Below are 17834 nucleotides of genomic sequence, written 5' to 3' on the forward strand. Positions count from 1 at the left end.
TTATCAGGCTTCTACGAGTTTTTGTTCTTTTTTCTGCTCCTGCTCAGATTTCGGCTTTTTGAACTTTAATTTAGCTCTGTTCACCAGGTAGAACATCACTGGTACCACAACCAGGGTAAGGAAAGTGGCGAATACCAGTCCGAAGATCACGGTCCAGGCCAGTGGTCCCCAGAAGATCACGTTGTCTCCTCCAATATAGATTGCCGGATCATAATCTGTGATCAGGCCAAAGAAGTCAATATTCAGACCTACAGCCAGGGGGATCAATCCCAGTACAGTGGTGATCGCAGTTAGAAGAACCGGCCTTAGCCTGGATTTTCCGCCTGCGACGATCACATCAAAATACTGCTTACGCGTTAACATTTCATCCTCTTCCAGGCCTAATTCGATCTTTTTCCGGTCTATAAGTATCTGGGTGTAATCGATCAATACAATCGCATTGTTCACCACGATACCCGCGAGGGAAATGATTCCCATCATGGTCATGATGATGATGAAATCCATCTGGAAGATGATAAGACCCAGGAAAACGCCCACCAGGCTCAGCACCACCGCCATTAAAATAATGATAGGTTTGGATACCGAGTTAAATTGTGCTACAAGTATCAAAAGGATCCCGCCAATTGCGATCAAAAGCGCTTTTAACAGGAAGTCCATGTTCTTTTGCTGCTCTTCCTGTTCTCCTGTAAAGGAAAGGCTCATGCTTTCCGGAAGATCGTAGCTCTTTAAGGCAGTTTGGAGCTGCTCCACGATCTGGTTTCCGTTATAGCCCTGCAACACATTCGAATAAATCGTAATTACCTTTTTGAGGTCCTTTCGTTTTATAGAACTGAAGGAGGAACTAACATTCGTTTCTACCAGTGAAGAAATTGGTACCTGCTTGATCTGGCCGGAATTCTGGTCTCTGAACGTGATAGGCTGATTAAACAGGGCGCTTTCGTTATACCTGTATTCTTCACCAAAGCGAACGTTCACCTCGTAGTCATCTTCACCTTCCTTATAAGTGGAAACTTCTTCCCCATAGATCGCTCTACGCAGGGTTTGTCCAACCTGTGAAGTGGAAATACCTAATTGTCCAGCTTTTTTGCGGTCTACCCGAACATCCAACTCGGGTTTGGATTTGTTCACATCTATATTGAGTTCCTCGATACCCGGGATATTTAGATCATTGATGTAGGAACGAATGTTCTCGGCTTCGGCGAGCATCTGCTCGTAATCTTCACCCTTTATCTCAATATTGATCGGGTAACCTGCAGGTGGACCTGCGGCATCTTTTTCAACTATAATCGAAGCTCCGGGGAACTGGCTTACGGCTTCCCGAACTTCACTTAGAACCTGGGAACTTGGAACACCTCGCCGCTCCTTGAATTCTCTCATGACTATGGTAACCTTACCTTTGTGAGGCATGGCGTTTTGCTGGCCTCCATCGGTTTGAGGGTTTCCGGCACCTTCACCAACCTGTGAGATCACAGATTCCACCATAAAGTTATAGCCGTCCTCGTCCTTGTACTTTTCAACAACCTCGAAGATCTGCTTTTCAACTTTTTTAGTGAGCTCATTGGTTTTCTTGATATCGGTACCTTCAGGATATTCGATATAAGTGATCACCTGTTTGGGTTGGTTTTCCGGGAAGAATAAAACATTTGGCTGAACGAGTCCAACCAGGATAAACGAAACTATCAATAACAGAACGGTTCCGAAGAAAAAGCCGTAAGCCTTTCTTCCACGAAGTGCGAACTTCAAAAATCGTTCATAATTAGATTCCAGCTTTTTCAATGCCTTGAACTGGAAATAATCCACAGCCCTTGAAAGAACATATTTATAGAACCACAGCAAAATGACGCCTAATAACAGCAGGTTTCCCAGTGCTCTTAAGATTCCCATGGAGATCATATAACCGGCTGTTAGAAGAATAAATCCTATTCCTCCCATAATAATACTGGTCCTGATCATTTTTCTTTTGGAGATGCGTCCTTCTTCGGTCTTCATGAACTGCGAGGTTAACATCGAGTTGATGATGAGGGCCACAAAAAGGGAGGAGCCCAGGACTATGGAAAGAGTAATCGGGAAGATTACCATGAATTTACCAATCGTACCCGGCCAGAGTCCCAGCGGGAAGAAGGCCATAAGGGTAGTAGCCGTGGATGCGATAATTGGCCAGGCAATTTCACCCAGCCCCTGTTTTGCCGCCTTGATTCGTGGCATGCCCTGGTCCATAAGGCTATACACGTTCTCTACCACCACAATACCGTTATCTACCAGCATCCCCAGCCCCATTACCAGTGCGAACAGCACCATAGTGTTAAGGGTATATCCCAAACTTGACAGGATCACGTAAGACAGGAACATAGATAACGGAATCGCAAGTCCAACGAACAGGGAGTTCCTGAAACCAAGGAAGAACATCAGTACAAGAACCACCAGGATCACCCCAAAGATGATATTGTTCACCAGGTCGTTCACCTGGTTTCGTGTATCTGTAGAAAGATCGTTCGTAAGGCTAATATGAAGGGATTCCGGAAGGTATTCTTCCTGTTCGGTCTTGATGATCTCCTTGATCATGTCTACCGCTTCGATCATGTTCTTGCCGCTGCGTTTCTTTACATCCAGCATTACAACCGGCTCGCCATATTCTCTTGCATAAGTGGTTGGATCTTTTTCCTGAAAATTGATGTCTGCAATGTCTTTCAGAAAAATATTTCCACCGTCCTGTTTTACCACTACGTTTTCCAGTTCTTTAGGATTTTCGATCTCCCCTATGATCCGGATGTTCTTCTGGACTCCGCTGGTAATGATGTTTCCTCCTGAAATGGTTCGGTTTTCAGCGCTAACCGCGTTGATGATATCCTGGAAACTCACTTTGGAAGCGCTCATTTTGTAGATATCCACTGCAATTTCCACTTCCATTTCTTCAGCTCCGCGAATACTCGCCTCCTTGATCTGCGGAAGCAATTCGATCTTTTCCTGAAGGTATTCGGCATAGTCCTTTAATTGCTGCACCGTATAATCTCCAGTTAGGTTGATGTTCAGGATTGGCTGCTCTTCTGAAATGTTGAGATCAAAAACGTTTGGTTCAACTTTGGCGCCGTTATCCAGGGTAGGCCAGGTGGTTTCGGCCTTCACCATATCTACCTTATCCTTGATCTTTTGTTTTGCAACGTCTACATTTATATCTTCCTCGAATTCCACGATCACCAGGGAATAATCCTGCAGGGTGGTGGAAGAGATCTCTCGCACGCCGCCAACATCATTGAATTCTTCTTCCAAAGGCTCGGTAATGAACTTTTCAACATCCTCTGCCGAGTTACCCGGGTTGATCGAGCTTACGTAAATCTTGGTTTCGATGATCTCTGGGAATGACTCCCGCGGCATACTGTAATATGATAACAATCCACCAACAAGCAGGATCCCTATGATGACGTAGACCGTCATCTTATTGTCGATCGCCCAGGAGGAGAGTTTAAATTCTCTATCTATCTTATTCATTCTCCATTGCTTTTTTGGTTCTCACTTCCTGTCCTTCCCTGAGATTTTTGGCTCCTTCGGTAATAAGGATATCTCCAGATTCGAGTCCGCTTTTCACTTCGATGGAATCGTCATAAGTATATCCAACTTCTATCACCGCTTTTTCAGCTTCGCCACCATTTCCAGAATCTTTAGGGTTTAAAATATAAACCAGGCTTTCTCCCAGGGAATTCTTTTGAATGGTATTCTCTGGAATCACGATCGCATTTTCTGATGTATAATCGTTCAGCTTTATGGTCGCGATCTGGTTTGGTTTTATTAAGTTCTTTTCGTTGGGGATCTTGACCTCGATCCTGAATGTTCTGTTAGAAGGATTGATATTGTTCCCAACAAGGCTAACTTCTCCATCGAATTCCTTTCCTACCGAAGAGATAAGGATTTTCACATCGGTACCTTTCTCGATCTTGCTGAGGTAGTTTTCAGGAACATCGGCCTCTACATACATATTATCCAGGCTTATCAACCTGAAAAGCATATTTTGTCCCGGGCCAACAACTTCTCCCTGCTCGCTCATTACGTCATCTATCACACCGCTAAATGGTGCTTTTACTACCGTTTTCGCCAGCTGGGATTCCAGCCTTTTAACAGAACTCTGCAGGGCTTCATAATTGGTCCTGGCTTCCAGGTATTGAATTTCAGACCCGATATTCTGGTTCCAGAGACGTTCCTGTTTTTCGAATGTAGTTTTGGCAAGTTGCGCCTGCGCCTGTAATTCTGATAGCTGGTTGCGTAAACCTCCGTCATCTATGGTTGCCAGAACCTGTCCTTTAGTAACGCGGTCTCCTTCATCAACCTTCACGCTGGTTAAGATTCCAGAATATTCCGGGTAGATCACAATGTTCTCATCGGTTGCCACGTTACCCTGAACTTCTGCATAATGCTTAAAAGTGGTTGTATTTAGGGTGTCTACACTTACAAGGGTGTAATTCCTGTTCTTATCCAGTTTTTTTATGGCCTCATCCAACTGGTCTATTTCTTTTGAAAGCTGGCTTTGTTCGTCGCTAAGCTCAGACTTCTTGGCTCTTATCTGGGCAAGATCGCCTGTTTCTATGATATCCTCGATAGATTGGTCCTGCTTGTCTCCACAAGCGATAAAAAGACCAAAAATACCAGTTAACAGAATTAATTTTTTCATGGGATGTATAGGATATTTAGTTTTCATTGTCATAGGTTCTAGTGTCTAGTAAATTTTCCAATTGGACTTTGGCAGTGATCACTTCCAGCATTGCCTGGAGGTAGTTTTGCTGAGCCGAGTATAATTGTCTTTGAGCTTCGTTGAGTTCAAAACTGCTGGCGATCCCTTCGAAGAATTTGACCTCGTTTTTCTTTTCAATTCGTTCTGCCAGTTCAAGGTTGCGAATGGCATTCTCATAATTCTCAAGGCTGAACTCATATTCGTTCTTGGCCATATTGATCTGCCTTTTTACTTCATTCTCGGTACGTTCCAGGTCCAGAAGTGCCTGTTCGTACTCGATCTCTCGTTGCTGGGTGAGTGAGCTTCTCATTCCGCTACTGAAAATGGGGATGTTAAGGCTTACCCCAAGAATGGACTGCCCAAAATATTCCTGGTCGTTGTTAAAGAACGTAAAGTCGTCGCTAAAGCCCTGGTAACCGTAGTTAACGAAACCGCTTAAGGTAGGCAGCGCCTTAGCTTTTTGTAATCTAACCTGGATAGCTGCAGATTCAGCAGTGTTCTTGGCAATGCGGTAATCGATGTTCTCTTCGATCGGGATCTGCTTGTTGAGAAGAGACAGGTCGTAATATTGCATGGTGAGTTCGTTGAGTTCTTCTTCCAGCCTTACTTCGGTCTCTACCGGGATTCCCAGGCTAAGGTTCAGCATTTCATAAGCGATCTCGCGCATTCTTCGGCTTCGCTGAAGATTATTTTTAAGACCTATGAGGGTGATTTCCAGCTGCTCCACGTCTTCCTGCTCTGTTAGGCCATTCTCGTAGATCTTTTTAGTGTCTTCATAATTTTTCTCAAGGGCGCTAACATTATTTTCCAGGATTTCAACGCTTTCCTCGTTCAGCAACACATTTCCATAAGCGTTGATTACGGCTTCCTTGATTTGAAGGTCGGTCTTGGTCTTCGCATTTTTGGAGATCTGCAGCAGGGTCTTGACCGATTGGATCCCTACGATATAGGAGCCGTCAAAAATAAGCTGTCTCCAGGTTGCCGTGGCGTTCACACTTTGTTTGGTTCCAAACCTAACCGGGATAAAACCTTCGGGTGCGTTTACCGGAACATCATTACGCTGTGCCCCGTCAAAATACTCTTCGACCACATCGATGGTGCTTTGTGTATTATCAAAAGCAGCGGCTGGTAATAGCGTTACTGGCTGTTGTAAATAATTCTGGTAGTCAACCGCACCATCAATTTGCGGCAATCCCTGTGAGATGATCTCCCATTTTTGCTGAAGGGATTTATCTACATCTTTTTGGGCTATTTGCGACTGATAATTATTTTCCAGCGCAAACTCTATAGCTTCCCGGAGCGTGAACCGGTAACCCGTTAAACTGTCTTCCTGGGCAGTAAGGCCTCCAAACGTAAGGCCAAGAAAACTTAATATCAGGAGTGTTCTATTTTTCATTCTGAATGTATTCTTCTAAATTCTTTAATCCTTTGGGAGTGCAAATGGCGCGTAAGTGATAGTTGAGAAACATATCGGCCAGGTCTTTTTCACTAAAATGTTCCACTGGAAAAATGTTCTTATCCTTCACGCCCATCATGCCAACAAAATGAATCCGGCATACAAAGGGGATATTGATGTCTTCCCTGTAATCCCCTGATGCAATACCACGGCTTATATTCTCTCCTACGCAACTTTGCAATACATTAAACTGCTCATTGATGAGGTTATGGAAAATCTTGGGGTAATACTTTTTTAGCTGAAAATGGGGAGATGTCTTTTCACCTTTCAAATGCTGATTGACGAATTTCTTGATCTCGAAATTTTCTACCACCGGATTCAGGTTCTTTTCGATCACCTTGTCGATACCTTTGGAGATGGTATCCAGTAAATGGGAGCTCGAAGCCTGAACTAATTTAGACTTGGTCGCAAAATGTGCGTATATGGTTTTTTTGGACATTCCCAGTTTTTCGGCAATATCATCCATAGTAACACTCTTGAAACCATAAGTAAGAAACATATCGGTAGATGTTTCCAGGATTTTATCTTTCACTACTTAAAATTTTGCGCAAAAATAAGGCGAGGAAACTTTATAAACAAAATAAGTTTCCTAAGTTTTAAGTTTATTTAACTTTTGCTTAAAATTTGAAATATTCTCAATTATGGTATTTTAGCTGAAAATTTTTTGATTCATGCTCTCTATTCCCCAGTACAGACAGGCTATAACTGATTATTTACACGAAAAAGTTCAGGTTAAAGAGCCGGTTAACCTGTATGAGCCTATGGTCTATATTCTTGAACAGGGAGGTAAGCGACTAAGGCCGGTGCTGGTTCTAATGGCTACTGAGATCTTCGAATGCGATTATAAAAAGGCCCTGGATGCTGCACTCGCGATAGAGATATTTCATAATTTTTCACTGGTGCACGATGATATTATGGATGATGCTCCTATACGCAGGGGAAAGGAAACCGTTCATGAAAAATGGGATCTTAACACGGGGATACTTTCTGGTGATGCCATGTTAATCAACGCTTATCAGCTCTTTGAAAGTTACGAGGGTGATACCTTTAAGGATCTTTCAAAACTTTTTACCAGAACGGCGATACAGGTTTGTGAAGGGCAACAGTACGACATCGATTTTGAGACTCGCGATAATGTAAGCATTGACGATTATCTTTTGATGATCGAATATAAAACGGCTGTGCTGGTTGGAGCTTCTCTTCAAATGGGTGCGATCGTTGCGGGAACCAGTCAGGAGTGCAGGGATGCTATTTACCAGTACGGAAGATTGCTTGGAATTGCATTTCAACTTCAGGATGATTACCTCGATGCTTTTGGTGATCCTGAAACCTTTGGAAAACAGGCAGGTGGTGATATCATTGAAAATAAGAAAACCTTTTTGTACTTAAAAACCCTGGAGCTTGCCAATCGCAGTGAAGCCCTCCAGCTGGAACATCTTTACAGCATCAACCCTCCCGATAATTCTGGAAAAATAGAGGCGGTAAAAGCACTTTTTGAAAGTTGTGGCGCTGCTGAACTTACCAAAAAGGAAATTGAGAACTATACTCGAATAGCCTTTGAGGTACTGGATAAGATTGAAATTTCTGAAAAGAAAAAAGAGCCCTTACGCAATTTTGGAAAGATGCTCATGGAGCGGCAGGTTTAAGGTTTTAATCAATATTCCTCGGTTTTTGATCAAAATAGCCTGTTAAAATTCCTATAATCCGATAGATAATTATCATAAAGCTTACAAGCTGTTTTTTTTAAATTCTGTATTTTTGCTAATGTTTTTAAAAACAAAAGAAACATTGGTTTCAATTCTATGGATAGATTTTCATTTCTAAATGCTGCTCATACTGCATATTTCGCAGAACTTTACCATCAATACTTAAAACACCCTGATAGTGTAGAGCCCAGTTGGAGGGCTTTTTTTCAAGGATTTGACTTCGGGATGCAACAAAATGGGGTCTCAGAAGAGGTCATGGCCGAAGCGCCAGTTGATTTCGAAGATGGAGAGATTCCCGAGCATGTTGTAAAAGAATTTAAGGTGATTCGTCTTATTGACGGTTACCGCACCCGAGGACATCTTTTTACCAAAACAAACCCTGTTCGGGAAAGAAGGAAATACAGTCCTACTCTGGATATTTCAAATTACGGCCTGGAAGAAGGCGATCTTGAAAAAACCTTTAACGCAGGGGATATTGTTGGCCTGGGGCCTGCCACGCTTAAGGAGATCATCAGGCATTTGGAGAAGATCTACTGTGACTCCATCGGTATCGAGTATATGTATATTCGTAAGCCGGAGGAGATCGAATGGATCCAGAATAAACTGAACGTTAACGAAAATCATCCCGATTTTGACGCCGCCCAGAAGAAGCAAATCTTAAAAAAGCTGAACGAGGCCGTATCATTCGAATCTTTTCTGCACACCAAATATGTTGGGCAGAAGCGATTTTCACTGGAAGGTGGAGAGAGTTTAATTCCTGCTTTGGACGCTCTTATCGAAAAAGCGGCTGAGCTTGGAGTAAAGGATTTTGTTATGGGAATGGCGCACCGGGGAAGGTTGAACACTCTTACCAACATTTTCGGAAAAAGTGCCAAGGATATTTTCAGTGAATTTGACGGGAAGGACTACGAACAGGATATTTTTGATGGAGATGTAAAATATCACCTGGGCTGGACCTCCTGCCGTACTACCGATAACGGGAACGAAATAAATATCAATATCGCACCTAATCCTTCTCATCTGGAAGCTGTGGGAGCAGTGGTTGAGGGGATCGCAAGGGCCAAGCAGGATCGTCATTACGATCGTGATAATTCAAAGGTCTTGCCCATTCTGGTTCATGGAGATGCCGCAATTGCTGGCCAGGGACTGGTTTACGAGATCGTACAGATGGCCCAGCTGGAAGGATACCAAACCGGAGGGACTATACATATCGTGGTGAATAACCAGATTGGTTTTACCACAAACTACCTGGATGCTAGAAGTTCTACTTACTGTACAGATGTGGGGAAAGTGACCCTTTCACCGGTACTTCATGTGAATGCTGATGACGCCGAAGCAGTAGTTCATGCTATTCTTTTTGCGCTTGATTTCAGGATGAAATTCAAAAGAGATGTTTTCATCGACCTTCTTGGATACAGGAAATACGGGCACAATGAAGGGGATGAGCCAAGATTTACCCAGCCAAAATTATATAAGGCGATCTCGAAACATGAGAATGCCCGTGATATATATGCTGAAAAACTCAAGAAAGCCGGAGTGATCGATGATGATTACCTGAAAGATCTTGAGAAAAAATATAAAGATTCCCTCGAAGAGAAACTCGAGGATTCCAGAAAGGAAGAAACCACCAGGATCACCCCGTTCATGGAGGATGAGTGGGAAGGTTTTGAGAATGTACAGGAAGATTCGATGATGAAAGAAATCGATACCACCTTCGATCTTGAAAAGTTGGATAAGGTAGCAGAGGCGATCTCGGAACTGCCGGAAGGCAAAAAGTTCATGAGAAAGATCAAGAAGCTGGTTGATGGTCGCAAGAAGATGTACTTCGAGGACAATAAACTGGACTGGGCGATGGCCGAACATCTTGCTTACGGATCGCTTATGACCGAAGGTTACAATGTTCGTATCACCGGCCAGGATGTGGAAAGAGGTACTTTCTCTCACAGGCATGCCATAGTAAAAGTTGAAGACAGTGAAGAAGAGATCATTCTTCACAACAATATAAAAGACAGGGAAGGAGATTTCTTTATTTATAATTCCCTGCTTTCAGAATACGGAGTGGTAGGATTTGATTATGGTTACGCTATGGCTAGCCCTACCACGCTGGCGATCTGGGAAGCTCAGTTCGGTGATTTCGTGAACGGAGCACAGATCATGATAGACCAGTATATTTCGGCAGCTGAAGATAAGTGGAAGCTTCAGAACGGACTGGTTATGCTTTTGCCACATGGTTATGAAGGACAGGGAGCTGAACACTCTTCAGCAAGAATGGAGCGATTCCTTCAGCTCTGTGCAAAAGATAATATGTATGTGGCCGATGTTACCACACCGGCGAACATGTTCCATATATTAAGGAGGCAGATGAAAGCCAAGTTCAGAAAACCGTTAATCATCTTCACTCCAAAAAGTTTGCTGCGTCATCCAAAGGTGATCTCTACTAAAGAAGAATTTGCGAATGGAAGCTTCCAAACGCTTATAGATGATTCAGAAGCCAAGGTAGATAAGATAAAAAGCCTGGTGTTCTGTACCGGTAAGTTTTATTATGACCTGCTGAAGCATCGTGAGGAGAATGAAAGGGAAGATGTCGCTCTGGTTCGAATTGAACAATTATTCCCATTGCCAACCTCAGGAATGAAGGAGATCATGGAGAAATATAAAAATGCCGAAGATGTGGTATGGGCGCAGGAAGAACCTAGAAATATGGGAGCTTATGCACACCTGCTACTACATTTCCCGGAGGCAAGACATTTTAGGGTTTGCAGCCGTAAGTTTTACGGGTCACCTGCTGCCGGTAGCGCCGTACGCTTTAAAAAGCGTCATGAACGTGTTATAAACAGTGTGTTTGACAAAGATCTGAACGAAGAAGAAAACAATTAAGAATTAAATTTCCTGAAATCAGGAACCAAAATAGACAACAATCATGGCCTTAGAAATGAAAGTTCCTTCACCCGGGGAATCCATCACTGAAGTGGAAATAGCCCAGTGGCTGGTAGAAGACGGGGATTACGTTGAAAAAGATCAGGCAATAGCCGAAGTAGATAGCGATAAAGCAACCCTTGAGCTTCCGGCTGAAGCCAGTGGTATTATCACTCTTAAAGCCGAAGAAGGCGATGTGGTAGAAGTTGGTGAGGTGGTTTGTTTGATCGATACCGAAGCTGATAAGCCTGGAGGTGGAGATGATGACGATTCAGATGATAAACCTGCTGAAGAGGAAGAAAAGGAGCGCCAGGAAGAGAAAGAGGATAAAAAGGACAGCGATAAGGCTGAACCAAAGACCGAAGAGCCTTCCAAATCAAGTACTCCCCAGCAAAAACAGGATTCTTACGCAAAAGGGAGTCCCTCTCCTGCAGCCAAGAAAATACTGGATGAGAAAGGTATCGATCCAAAAGAGGTTAAAGGTTCGGGTAAAGACGGCAGGGTGACCAAAGAAGATGCCGTTGAAGCCAAAGCTTCTATGGGATCACCAGGAAATGGTTCCAGAGCCGAGGAGCGTAAGAAAATGTCGATGTTCCGTCGCAAACTTGCAGAACGTTTAGTTAGTGCGAAGAACGATACGGCTATGTTGACTACTTTCAACGAGGTAGACATGAGTGCTATCTTCAGCCTTAGAAAGAAATACAAGGAAGAATTTAAAGAGAAACACGGGGTAAGCCTAGGTTTCATGTCTTTCTTCACACTTGCGGTGATACGTGCCCTTGAAGAATATCCGGCCGTGAATTCCATGATAGATGGAGATTATATGGTGAGTTATGATTACAAGGATATCAGTATCGCTGTTTCCGGTCCAAAAGGTCTTACCGTACCGGTAATTAGGAATGCTGAAAACCTTACTTTCCGTGGGGTGGAGGCAGAGGTTAAACGACTGGCTCTAAAAGCACGTGATGGAAAGATCACAGTAGATGAGATGACAGGAGGTACCTTTACTATAACCAACGGTGGAGTATTTGGATCAATGTTATCTACACCAATCATCAATCCACCACAGAGTGCTATCCTTGGGATGCATAATATCGTGGAAAGACCGGTAGCGGTAGATGGACATGTAGAGATCAGGCCAATAATGTATGTGGCGTTATCTTATGACCACCGAATCATAGACGGAAAAGAATCTGTTGGATTCCTGGTTGCGGTGAAGGAAGCTATCGAAAATCCTGAAGAACTACTGATGGATAATGATGTGAAAAGAGCGCTTGAACTGTAATTACACGAAGCCAGAAAAGAATAAAAAGGGTCTGCGAAAGCTGACCCTTTTTATTTCTAACAAAATTAAAACAAAACTAACAAACGAATAAGATTCAAAGCCAGGACTCCTGCAACCAGTGCGGCTAGGATTAGGAAAATGAACCGGTGAAAGAGTTTACTTTTAGTCATACCTGGAATTAAATTCGTAACCACTCAAAACTAATTATTTAAAGAATACAGGTCAAAGGGGATTTTTCCCCTAAATGCTATGTGAGCATTCACAGACTGTCTTCTTAACAAAATTATAGCTATACCGAAACCTTCATTTTAACAGCATATTAAAATGCTAATAATCAGCATTTTGTAAGTTTGACTAAACCAAAAAAAGAACTAAAAATGAAAAAGTATCTAATGATCCTGTTAGTGGCTATACTGGCTACTGCAGCTAGTGAAGATGACAATAAGAAGGTTCAGGAAGATCTGGATAAATTAATGAGCCAGAACGACAGTATTGAAAAAGTTCATTCCAATTTTGAGGACGTTCATCAGCAAATGACGAGTCAATACCAGGGTTTATCTCAAAGGCTTGAAGGAGCTGCAATAGAAGATTCCTCCATGTTGGAAAACCTGGCCGCACATGAAGTAATCTTACAAAAGCATGAAACCTGGATGAAATCTCACCAGGAAGTGATTTCGAGTCATAATGAGCTAAAGGCAGATTTTGAAACTATGACAGATGCAGAAAAAGAAGCCCAGATCTCAAAAATGAGAACAGACCATCAGAATATCATGATGGAGCATAAAACGATGAGAAGTGAACATGATAAGATGCAAAAGGATTTCGAAGATATAAGTAAACAACTGAGTGAGATGGAGACGAATTCTGAATCAACCTCATAAGCAAAAACAAAAAGTAAGTATTGATAAAAACCCGCCTTTGAGCGGGTTTTTATTTTCCTTATTTAAGGTAGATGCATTTGCTTTTATAGTCGATAATAGCCTTCCCGCGCTTGAGAAGATCAGCGCCTATAATTCCCTGTACCTTTTCAGCTTTATGATTAACAAGTGCTTCATTGACATGTTTTAGATCGAAAACCACCAGGTCTACTTTTTTCTTCTTCCAATCTTCGATCTCGAAGGTATTTTTTTGTGAGATCTGGGTAAGCATATTGGAGGCTCCGGCTCCGGCAGCCTTGATGTCACTGTCTTCTGAAAGTAACTCGAAGTGTTCTATGGCTTCGATGCCTACGCAAGTACTCGAAGCTCCGGTGTCTACCAGGAAAGTACCTTCAATCCCGTTGATCTTTGCATGAATTTCGAGGTGATTGGTTTTTGTAATGGTAAGTTTAAAGCGATGATATCCTTTATCTTTCAGAAGCTTTTTCAAAGACATTTTTCTTTTTCTACAAATATAGGATTTTCAATAGGTATGCTCTTATTATGGACCTGAAATAGTCATTCTTAAAAAATTAGTTCATTAATCGAATTCATATTTTTTGTAACTTAAGTGGTTCTAACCAAAAACTTAATAATATGAAAGGTTCATCAGGTAAACGCAGGTTGGTAAAGAGATACGTCTCTGATTTTATTTTTTCAGAAAAGACCAGGTTCGTCCTGGAAGGCACCAATTATCATTTCCCCAGTGATGAGCCGGCCGGGAAATTCATCAAGTTCAAATTTGAGAAAGATCCTGCCAGAAAGAAACGAAAACTCGTTTTTAAATGTATCTATAAAATGATGAAGAACTTTCAGTCTTCTCTTAATTGAATAAAGAAAGCTCCCTCACTTGAAGGAGCTTTTTTTGTATCTACCTTTTCCTATTAAAATGAAAAAAGGCATGTTATGAAGTTCAGGTTTTTGTTATTTTTCATTTCGATCTTGCTTTTTTCCTGTGCCCGCTCACAGGCAGAACAGGAATACAGACTGGTTGGCGGACCTTGCGAAGGTTGCGAGGCTGTGCTGGAATACGAAGAAGATCTAACGGCCGTTGATACCCTGCCTGAATTCAAAACGGCAGAAAAGAAGCTTAAAATCACCGGAACTATCTTCAGGCCCGATGGGAAAACTCCGGCCAGCGATGTGATCCTTTATATTCACCATACAAATGCCAGGGGAGTTTATCCTTCCAAAGACGGTGAAACCGGCTGGGCGGCCCGGCATGGTTATTTGCGAGGCTGGATAAAAACCGGAAAGGATGGTCGATTCACTTTTTATACGCAGATGCCAGGCGCATACCCTGATGGTAAAAATCCTGCTCATATCCATCCTATTGTCCTGGAACCAGATGGCCGATATTATTATCTGTCGGGCTATTTTTTTGAGGGAGATCCACTTCTAACAGAACATCATATGGAAGATCCGCCAAGAGGTAGTGACGGTGTGGTGAAATTGCAGGAGCAGGATGGAATGACTCTAATTGAAAGAAATTTTGTACTTGGAAAGGGTGTTCCAGGATATAACTAAATATTTTTATGTTCCATTTATAGTTAAGACTGTTTTCAAGACGTTTCGTAAAGTGTCTTACTATTTGCCTGGTTGATTTTGAAGTGTTTTTTAAGTCTTAAAAAGGGCATTTCAATAAGCCTGTACGATAACCAGCTAAGTAAGATAAGTATTATAAAATCGGTTAACAGTACCATATTTTGATTTTCGAATACTGGTTTTAATGAAGGAAGGATTCCCTGTAATTTGAATCTGATCATCCATGTGAAACTGGGAAGGATCTTATGATATAAATAAATGCCATAACTAATCTTACCAAAGAATATCAATGCAGGCTGATTCAGTAAAAATCTGAAAACAGGGCTGCCGGAATCTCTATTAAGATATATAAAGCTTATGCCCAGGGTTGCTATGATCGAATCTATAGTGCCCTGGGGAATGGGGATCCAGTAACCTTCTTCATAGAAGAGAAAATACAGGATATAATTGAACAAAACCAAAATGGATAAGACCTTTATCCATTTATAAAACCTGGGTAGTAGACTAACCTTATATACCGTGAACCAGGAAAGCATCGCGCCAAGACCAAGCGAGTCGAAGCACGAGGTCGTTAGAATCCTATTCCAGTCATAATCCATAAAAATGAATCGCGATCCCAGGCCAATAAGGATAAACGCGGAGATCATATGAATTAGGTATTTTCTCCTGATAAAAATGATGAGCCAGGGCCAGATTAGGTAAAATTGCTCCTCCACTGCCAGCGACCATAAATGGGATAACATCCCATCCCATTTTTCGTTTAAAATAAAATTGAAGTTGGTGGTATAGGTCAAATAATAAATGAAGTCTTCCTCTATATTGGTCTTTGTGTATTCATGAAGTAATAGCAGCGTAAATATCGTGAGATAGTAGATAGGAAATATCCTCAATACTCTACGGGCGTAAAAAGATCTTATGATGGTGCTGTTCGAAACCTCGCTTTTGTTTTTGTTTTGAAAAAGTATCGAGGTGATCAGGAATCCGCTTAGAACAAAGAAAATATTCACACCGGTTACCCCAATTGGAAATTGGTTGAGTGGAAAGCTCTTTGGTAACCAGTGGCTTATGATAACCAGTAAAACTGCAATGGCGCGTACACTGTCCAGTTGTTTGATATATTTCATCTATCTAAGGTCACGGCATTGGTAATGAAAATTCTTTTTTGGTAATTAGGAAACAAGCAGTTGAACTAATATAGGAAAAACCGGAAAATTGAATTTTAAAGCTGTTATTCGCTGCCTATTGAAGTTCAGAAATAAAAAACCCACCTTCTTAAAGGTGGGTCTAACAATTTAAAATTCAGGTGATTCCTAGAAGAAATCTTCCTGGTAGCTACCCTTTCTAGGTTTATAGCTTCCAGTCACGATCCCAATGAAATCAACGAGTGCCCAGATTCCAAGTCCGCCCAGCGTGAGAATGTAAAGCACGTTCCAGTACCATGGACTACCAAGGTACCATCTGTGTGCCGCTACGATCCCAGCAAAAAGCAATAGCAACATGGCTACACCCTGACTTTTTTCCCCATCCACTGCAGCTGGTGAAAAAAGGTCATCTCCTTCTTCAACTTCTACGCTCACCGTTTCGGAAGCAGCAAGTGTGCGTTGAACAGGAAATGATGCGTAGCTGGAATTCAAGGCTAACGCGAACATTAGAATGCTTAGAAAGAATTTTAATTTCATATTTAAACATTAACGGTTAGGTGTGCAAGCTAAATAAAATTCTAAAGCGAAGGCCTGAAAAATACTGACTCTTTTAATAATTTTATCGCATTAAATCAGGTGAGTTTGGCAACGTGCTGATTTTCAGATAAAGTGTGATTTTAGAGGATATATCCTATCTCTTCGAAAATGATATTTGATATATAAATGAAAGTATGTGTTAGACCTTTGAAGAAGGGATGGTAAAGGTAAAGCCAAGAAAATAGACCCGGAATTAATTGAAAAATCCCGTCTTAAGACGGGATTTATATGATTGGACGTAAGGCTGGATTCTAGAAGAAGCTGTCCTTATAGGATCCGTTTCTGGGTGCATATCTACCGGTTATAATACCAATGATATCTATGATCCACCAGATTCCCGCGCCACCTGCGGTAACGATAAACAGTAAGTTCCAGTACCACTTGCTGCCAAGATACCATTTGTGACCTGCTACAAATCCAAGGAAAATCGCGAGTAATAATGCCACTCCTTTACTTTTTTGGTTCTGGGCGGCTGCCGGGGAAAAAAGTTCTCCACCTTCATCTGCTTGAGCTGCTACATTTTCAGTGGCTGTTAAACTTCGTTGCACCGGAAAGGATGCATAACTTAGGTTAACGGCCAACGAAAAAACGAAAATCGAAAGTAATAGTTTTAGTTTCATAGTTGCCTTTTTAACGTTATGTTTATTAAATTAAGAAAAAAATACGGTTTGGGATACAGGAGTATTACACTATTAACATTTTTTATAGGTTTGTGGGGTTTTTCGCAGCAAAATTCTGATTTTATGGGAGTTATAAAACTCAATGACTCTTCTTTCATCTCCTATAGGATCGCTTTTGAAATTAAGAATGACAGTATCTCGGGTTACTCAATAACCGATATGGGAGGCCCTCATGAGACCAAATCCAATCTAGAAGGTTTTTACAATGAAGAAAGCCGGGAACTCAGTTTCCAGGAGGCCAATATCATTTATACCAAATCGCCTATTATTGAAAATGATTTCTGTTTTGTCAATTTCAAGGGTCGGGTCAAGGATATTTATGATGTAGAGGAGATCGAAGGGATCTTCAGAGGCTTATATAGCGATGGGCAGAGTTGCCTGGATGGCGATATCAAAATGGTTAGTATTGAAAAAATAAAAAAGAAAGCCGAAAAGGTCGACAGGAAAATTCAGAGGGTGAAACGCCTGGACGAAGATATCAAGAAAAAGGTAAGCCTTGCGAAGACCATGGACACCCTAAGTATGAACATCATTGCCAGTAATGAGAACCTGAACATACTTACCTCAGACGAGGAGATAGAGCTCACTATCTATGATGCCGGGAAAGAAGACGATGACCGGATAGACCTGATCATTAATGGAAAAAAAATATTAGAGAATTTCGTGGTGACCAGGGAAAAAAAGATCATTCCTATTAAATTGAAAGATGAACAAACCCAGATAGATGTGGTTGCTCTGAACGTTGGAACTTCGCCGCCTAATACGGTAAAGATTCACTTCGAGGATTCCAGGAACTATGTGACCACACTCACCAATTTGAAGGAGGGTGAGAAAGCAGGTATCAATATTGTAAAGCGCAAATAAAAAAAG

Annotated in this window: 15 protein-coding genes; 7 read left to right on the plus strand and 8 right to left on the minus strand. The window is 41.8% G+C overall.

The annotated features are described in order from the left end of the window. Positions 1 to 3 precede the first annotated feature (3 nt). From MKO06_RS06270 to MKO06_RS06285, 4 genes are read right to left on the minus strand one after another with little or no spacing between them, the layout of a single operon-like run. Positions 4 to 3486: an efflux RND transporter permease subunit gene (locus tag MKO06_RS06270; RefSeq protein WP_241549806.1), complete on the minus strand. Its 3483-nt coding sequence runs from the start codon at positions 3484 to 3486 to the stop codon at positions 4 to 6. After that, positions 3479 to 4660, minus strand: coding sequence for an efflux RND transporter periplasmic adaptor subunit (locus MKO06_RS06275; RefSeq protein WP_241549808.1), 1182 nt, complete (start codon positions 4658 to 4660; stop codon positions 3479 to 3481). Before MKO06_RS06275 ends, MKO06_RS06270 begins: the two co-directional genes overlap by 8 nt. Before the next feature lie 16 nt (positions 4661 to 4676). After that, the gene (locus MKO06_RS06280) at positions 4677 to 6116 is read right to left on the minus strand and encodes a TolC family protein (RefSeq protein WP_241549811.1); all 1440 of its coding nucleotides are present in this window, start codon (positions 6114 to 6116) and stop codon (positions 4677 to 4679) included. Further along, entirely contained in the window at positions 6106 to 6708 is a 603-nt protein-coding gene (locus tag MKO06_RS06285; protein ID WP_241549812.1) for a TetR/AcrR family transcriptional regulator, read from the minus strand. Before MKO06_RS06285 ends, MKO06_RS06280 begins: the two co-directional genes overlap by 11 nt. Before the next feature lie 139 nt (positions 6709 to 6847). Here MKO06_RS06285 and MKO06_RS06290 point away from each other — a divergent pair, with 139 nt between their 5' ends. The 4 genes from MKO06_RS06290 to MKO06_RS06305 all read left to right on the plus strand — a co-directional run bounded on the left by MKO06_RS06290 (position 6848) and on the right by MKO06_RS06305 (position 12964). Further along, complete coding sequence (locus MKO06_RS06290) at positions 6848 to 7822, plus strand: polyprenyl synthetase family protein (protein WP_241549813.1); 975 nt, start codon at positions 6848 to 6850, stop codon at positions 7820 to 7822. Positions 7823 to 7978: 156 nt separating this feature from the next. Continuing rightward, on the plus strand, positions 7979 to 10759 hold the full coding sequence (locus MKO06_RS06295; RefSeq protein ID WP_241549815.1) for a 2-oxoglutarate dehydrogenase E1 component: 2781 nt from the start codon (positions 7979 to 7981) through the stop codon (positions 10757 to 10759). 43 nt (positions 10760 to 10802) lie between these two features. After that, positions 10803 to 12083 (plus strand): 2-oxoglutarate dehydrogenase complex dihydrolipoyllysine-residue succinyltransferase, encoded by a 1281-nt coding sequence (odhB, locus tag MKO06_RS06300; RefSeq protein WP_241549817.1) that lies wholly within the window; start codon positions 10803 to 10805, stop codon positions 12081 to 12083. A gap of 377 nt (positions 12084 to 12460) precedes the next feature. Continuing rightward, the gene (locus tag MKO06_RS06305) at positions 12461 to 12964 is read left to right on the plus strand and encodes a hypothetical protein (RefSeq protein WP_241549819.1); all 504 of its coding nucleotides are present in this window, start codon (positions 12461 to 12463) and stop codon (positions 12962 to 12964) included. A gap of 58 nt (positions 12965 to 13022) precedes the next feature. Here MKO06_RS06305 and MKO06_RS06310 read toward each other — a convergent pair whose 3' ends face one another. Next, entirely contained in the window at positions 13023 to 13457 is a 435-nt protein-coding gene (locus MKO06_RS06310) for a retropepsin-like aspartic protease (RefSeq protein ID WP_241549820.1), read from the minus strand. Between the two features lie 140 nt (positions 13458 to 13597). Between MKO06_RS06310 and MKO06_RS06315 the strand changes: the two genes are divergently transcribed. Next, positions 13598 to 13831, plus strand: coding sequence for a hypothetical protein (locus tag MKO06_RS06315; RefSeq protein WP_241549828.1), 234 nt, complete (start codon positions 13598 to 13600; stop codon positions 13829 to 13831). A 75-nt stretch (positions 13832 to 13906) separates the two neighbouring features. Next, entirely contained in the window at positions 13907 to 14527 is a 621-nt protein-coding gene (locus MKO06_RS06320) for a peptidase associated/transthyretin-like domain-containing protein (protein WP_241549830.1), read from the plus strand. 35 nt (positions 14528 to 14562) lie between these two features. Here the strand turns inward: MKO06_RS06320 and MKO06_RS06325 are convergent, their stop codons facing one another. The 3 genes from MKO06_RS06325 to MKO06_RS06335 all read right to left on the minus strand — a co-directional run bounded on the left by MKO06_RS06325 (position 14563) and on the right by MKO06_RS06335 (position 16904). Next, on the minus strand, positions 14563 to 15669 hold the full coding sequence (locus MKO06_RS06325) for an acyltransferase family protein (protein WP_241549832.1): 1107 nt from the start codon (positions 15667 to 15669) through the stop codon (positions 14563 to 14565). 186 nt (positions 15670 to 15855) lie between these two features. Further along, positions 15856 to 16224: a TM2 domain-containing protein gene (locus MKO06_RS06330; RefSeq protein WP_241549833.1), complete on the minus strand. Its 369-nt coding sequence runs from the start codon at positions 16222 to 16224 to the stop codon at positions 15856 to 15858. Between the two features lie 311 nt (positions 16225 to 16535). Next, positions 16536 to 16904, minus strand: coding sequence for a TM2 domain-containing protein (locus MKO06_RS06335; protein ID WP_241549834.1), 369 nt, complete (start codon positions 16902 to 16904; stop codon positions 16536 to 16538). A gap of 123 nt (positions 16905 to 17027) precedes the next feature. On the opposite strand from MKO06_RS06335, the gene MKO06_RS06340 reads away from it, so the two are divergent. Beyond that, positions 17028 to 17828 (plus strand): hypothetical protein, encoded by an 801-nt coding sequence (locus tag MKO06_RS06340; RefSeq protein ID WP_241549836.1) that lies wholly within the window; start codon positions 17028 to 17030, stop codon positions 17826 to 17828. Positions 17829 to 17834: the final 6 nt, after the last annotated feature.

The sequence above is a fragment of the Christiangramia oceanisediminis genome (assembly GCF_022570735.2).
GTDB lineage: Bacteria > Bacteroidota > Bacteroidia > Flavobacteriales > Flavobacteriaceae > Christiangramia > Christiangramia oceanisediminis.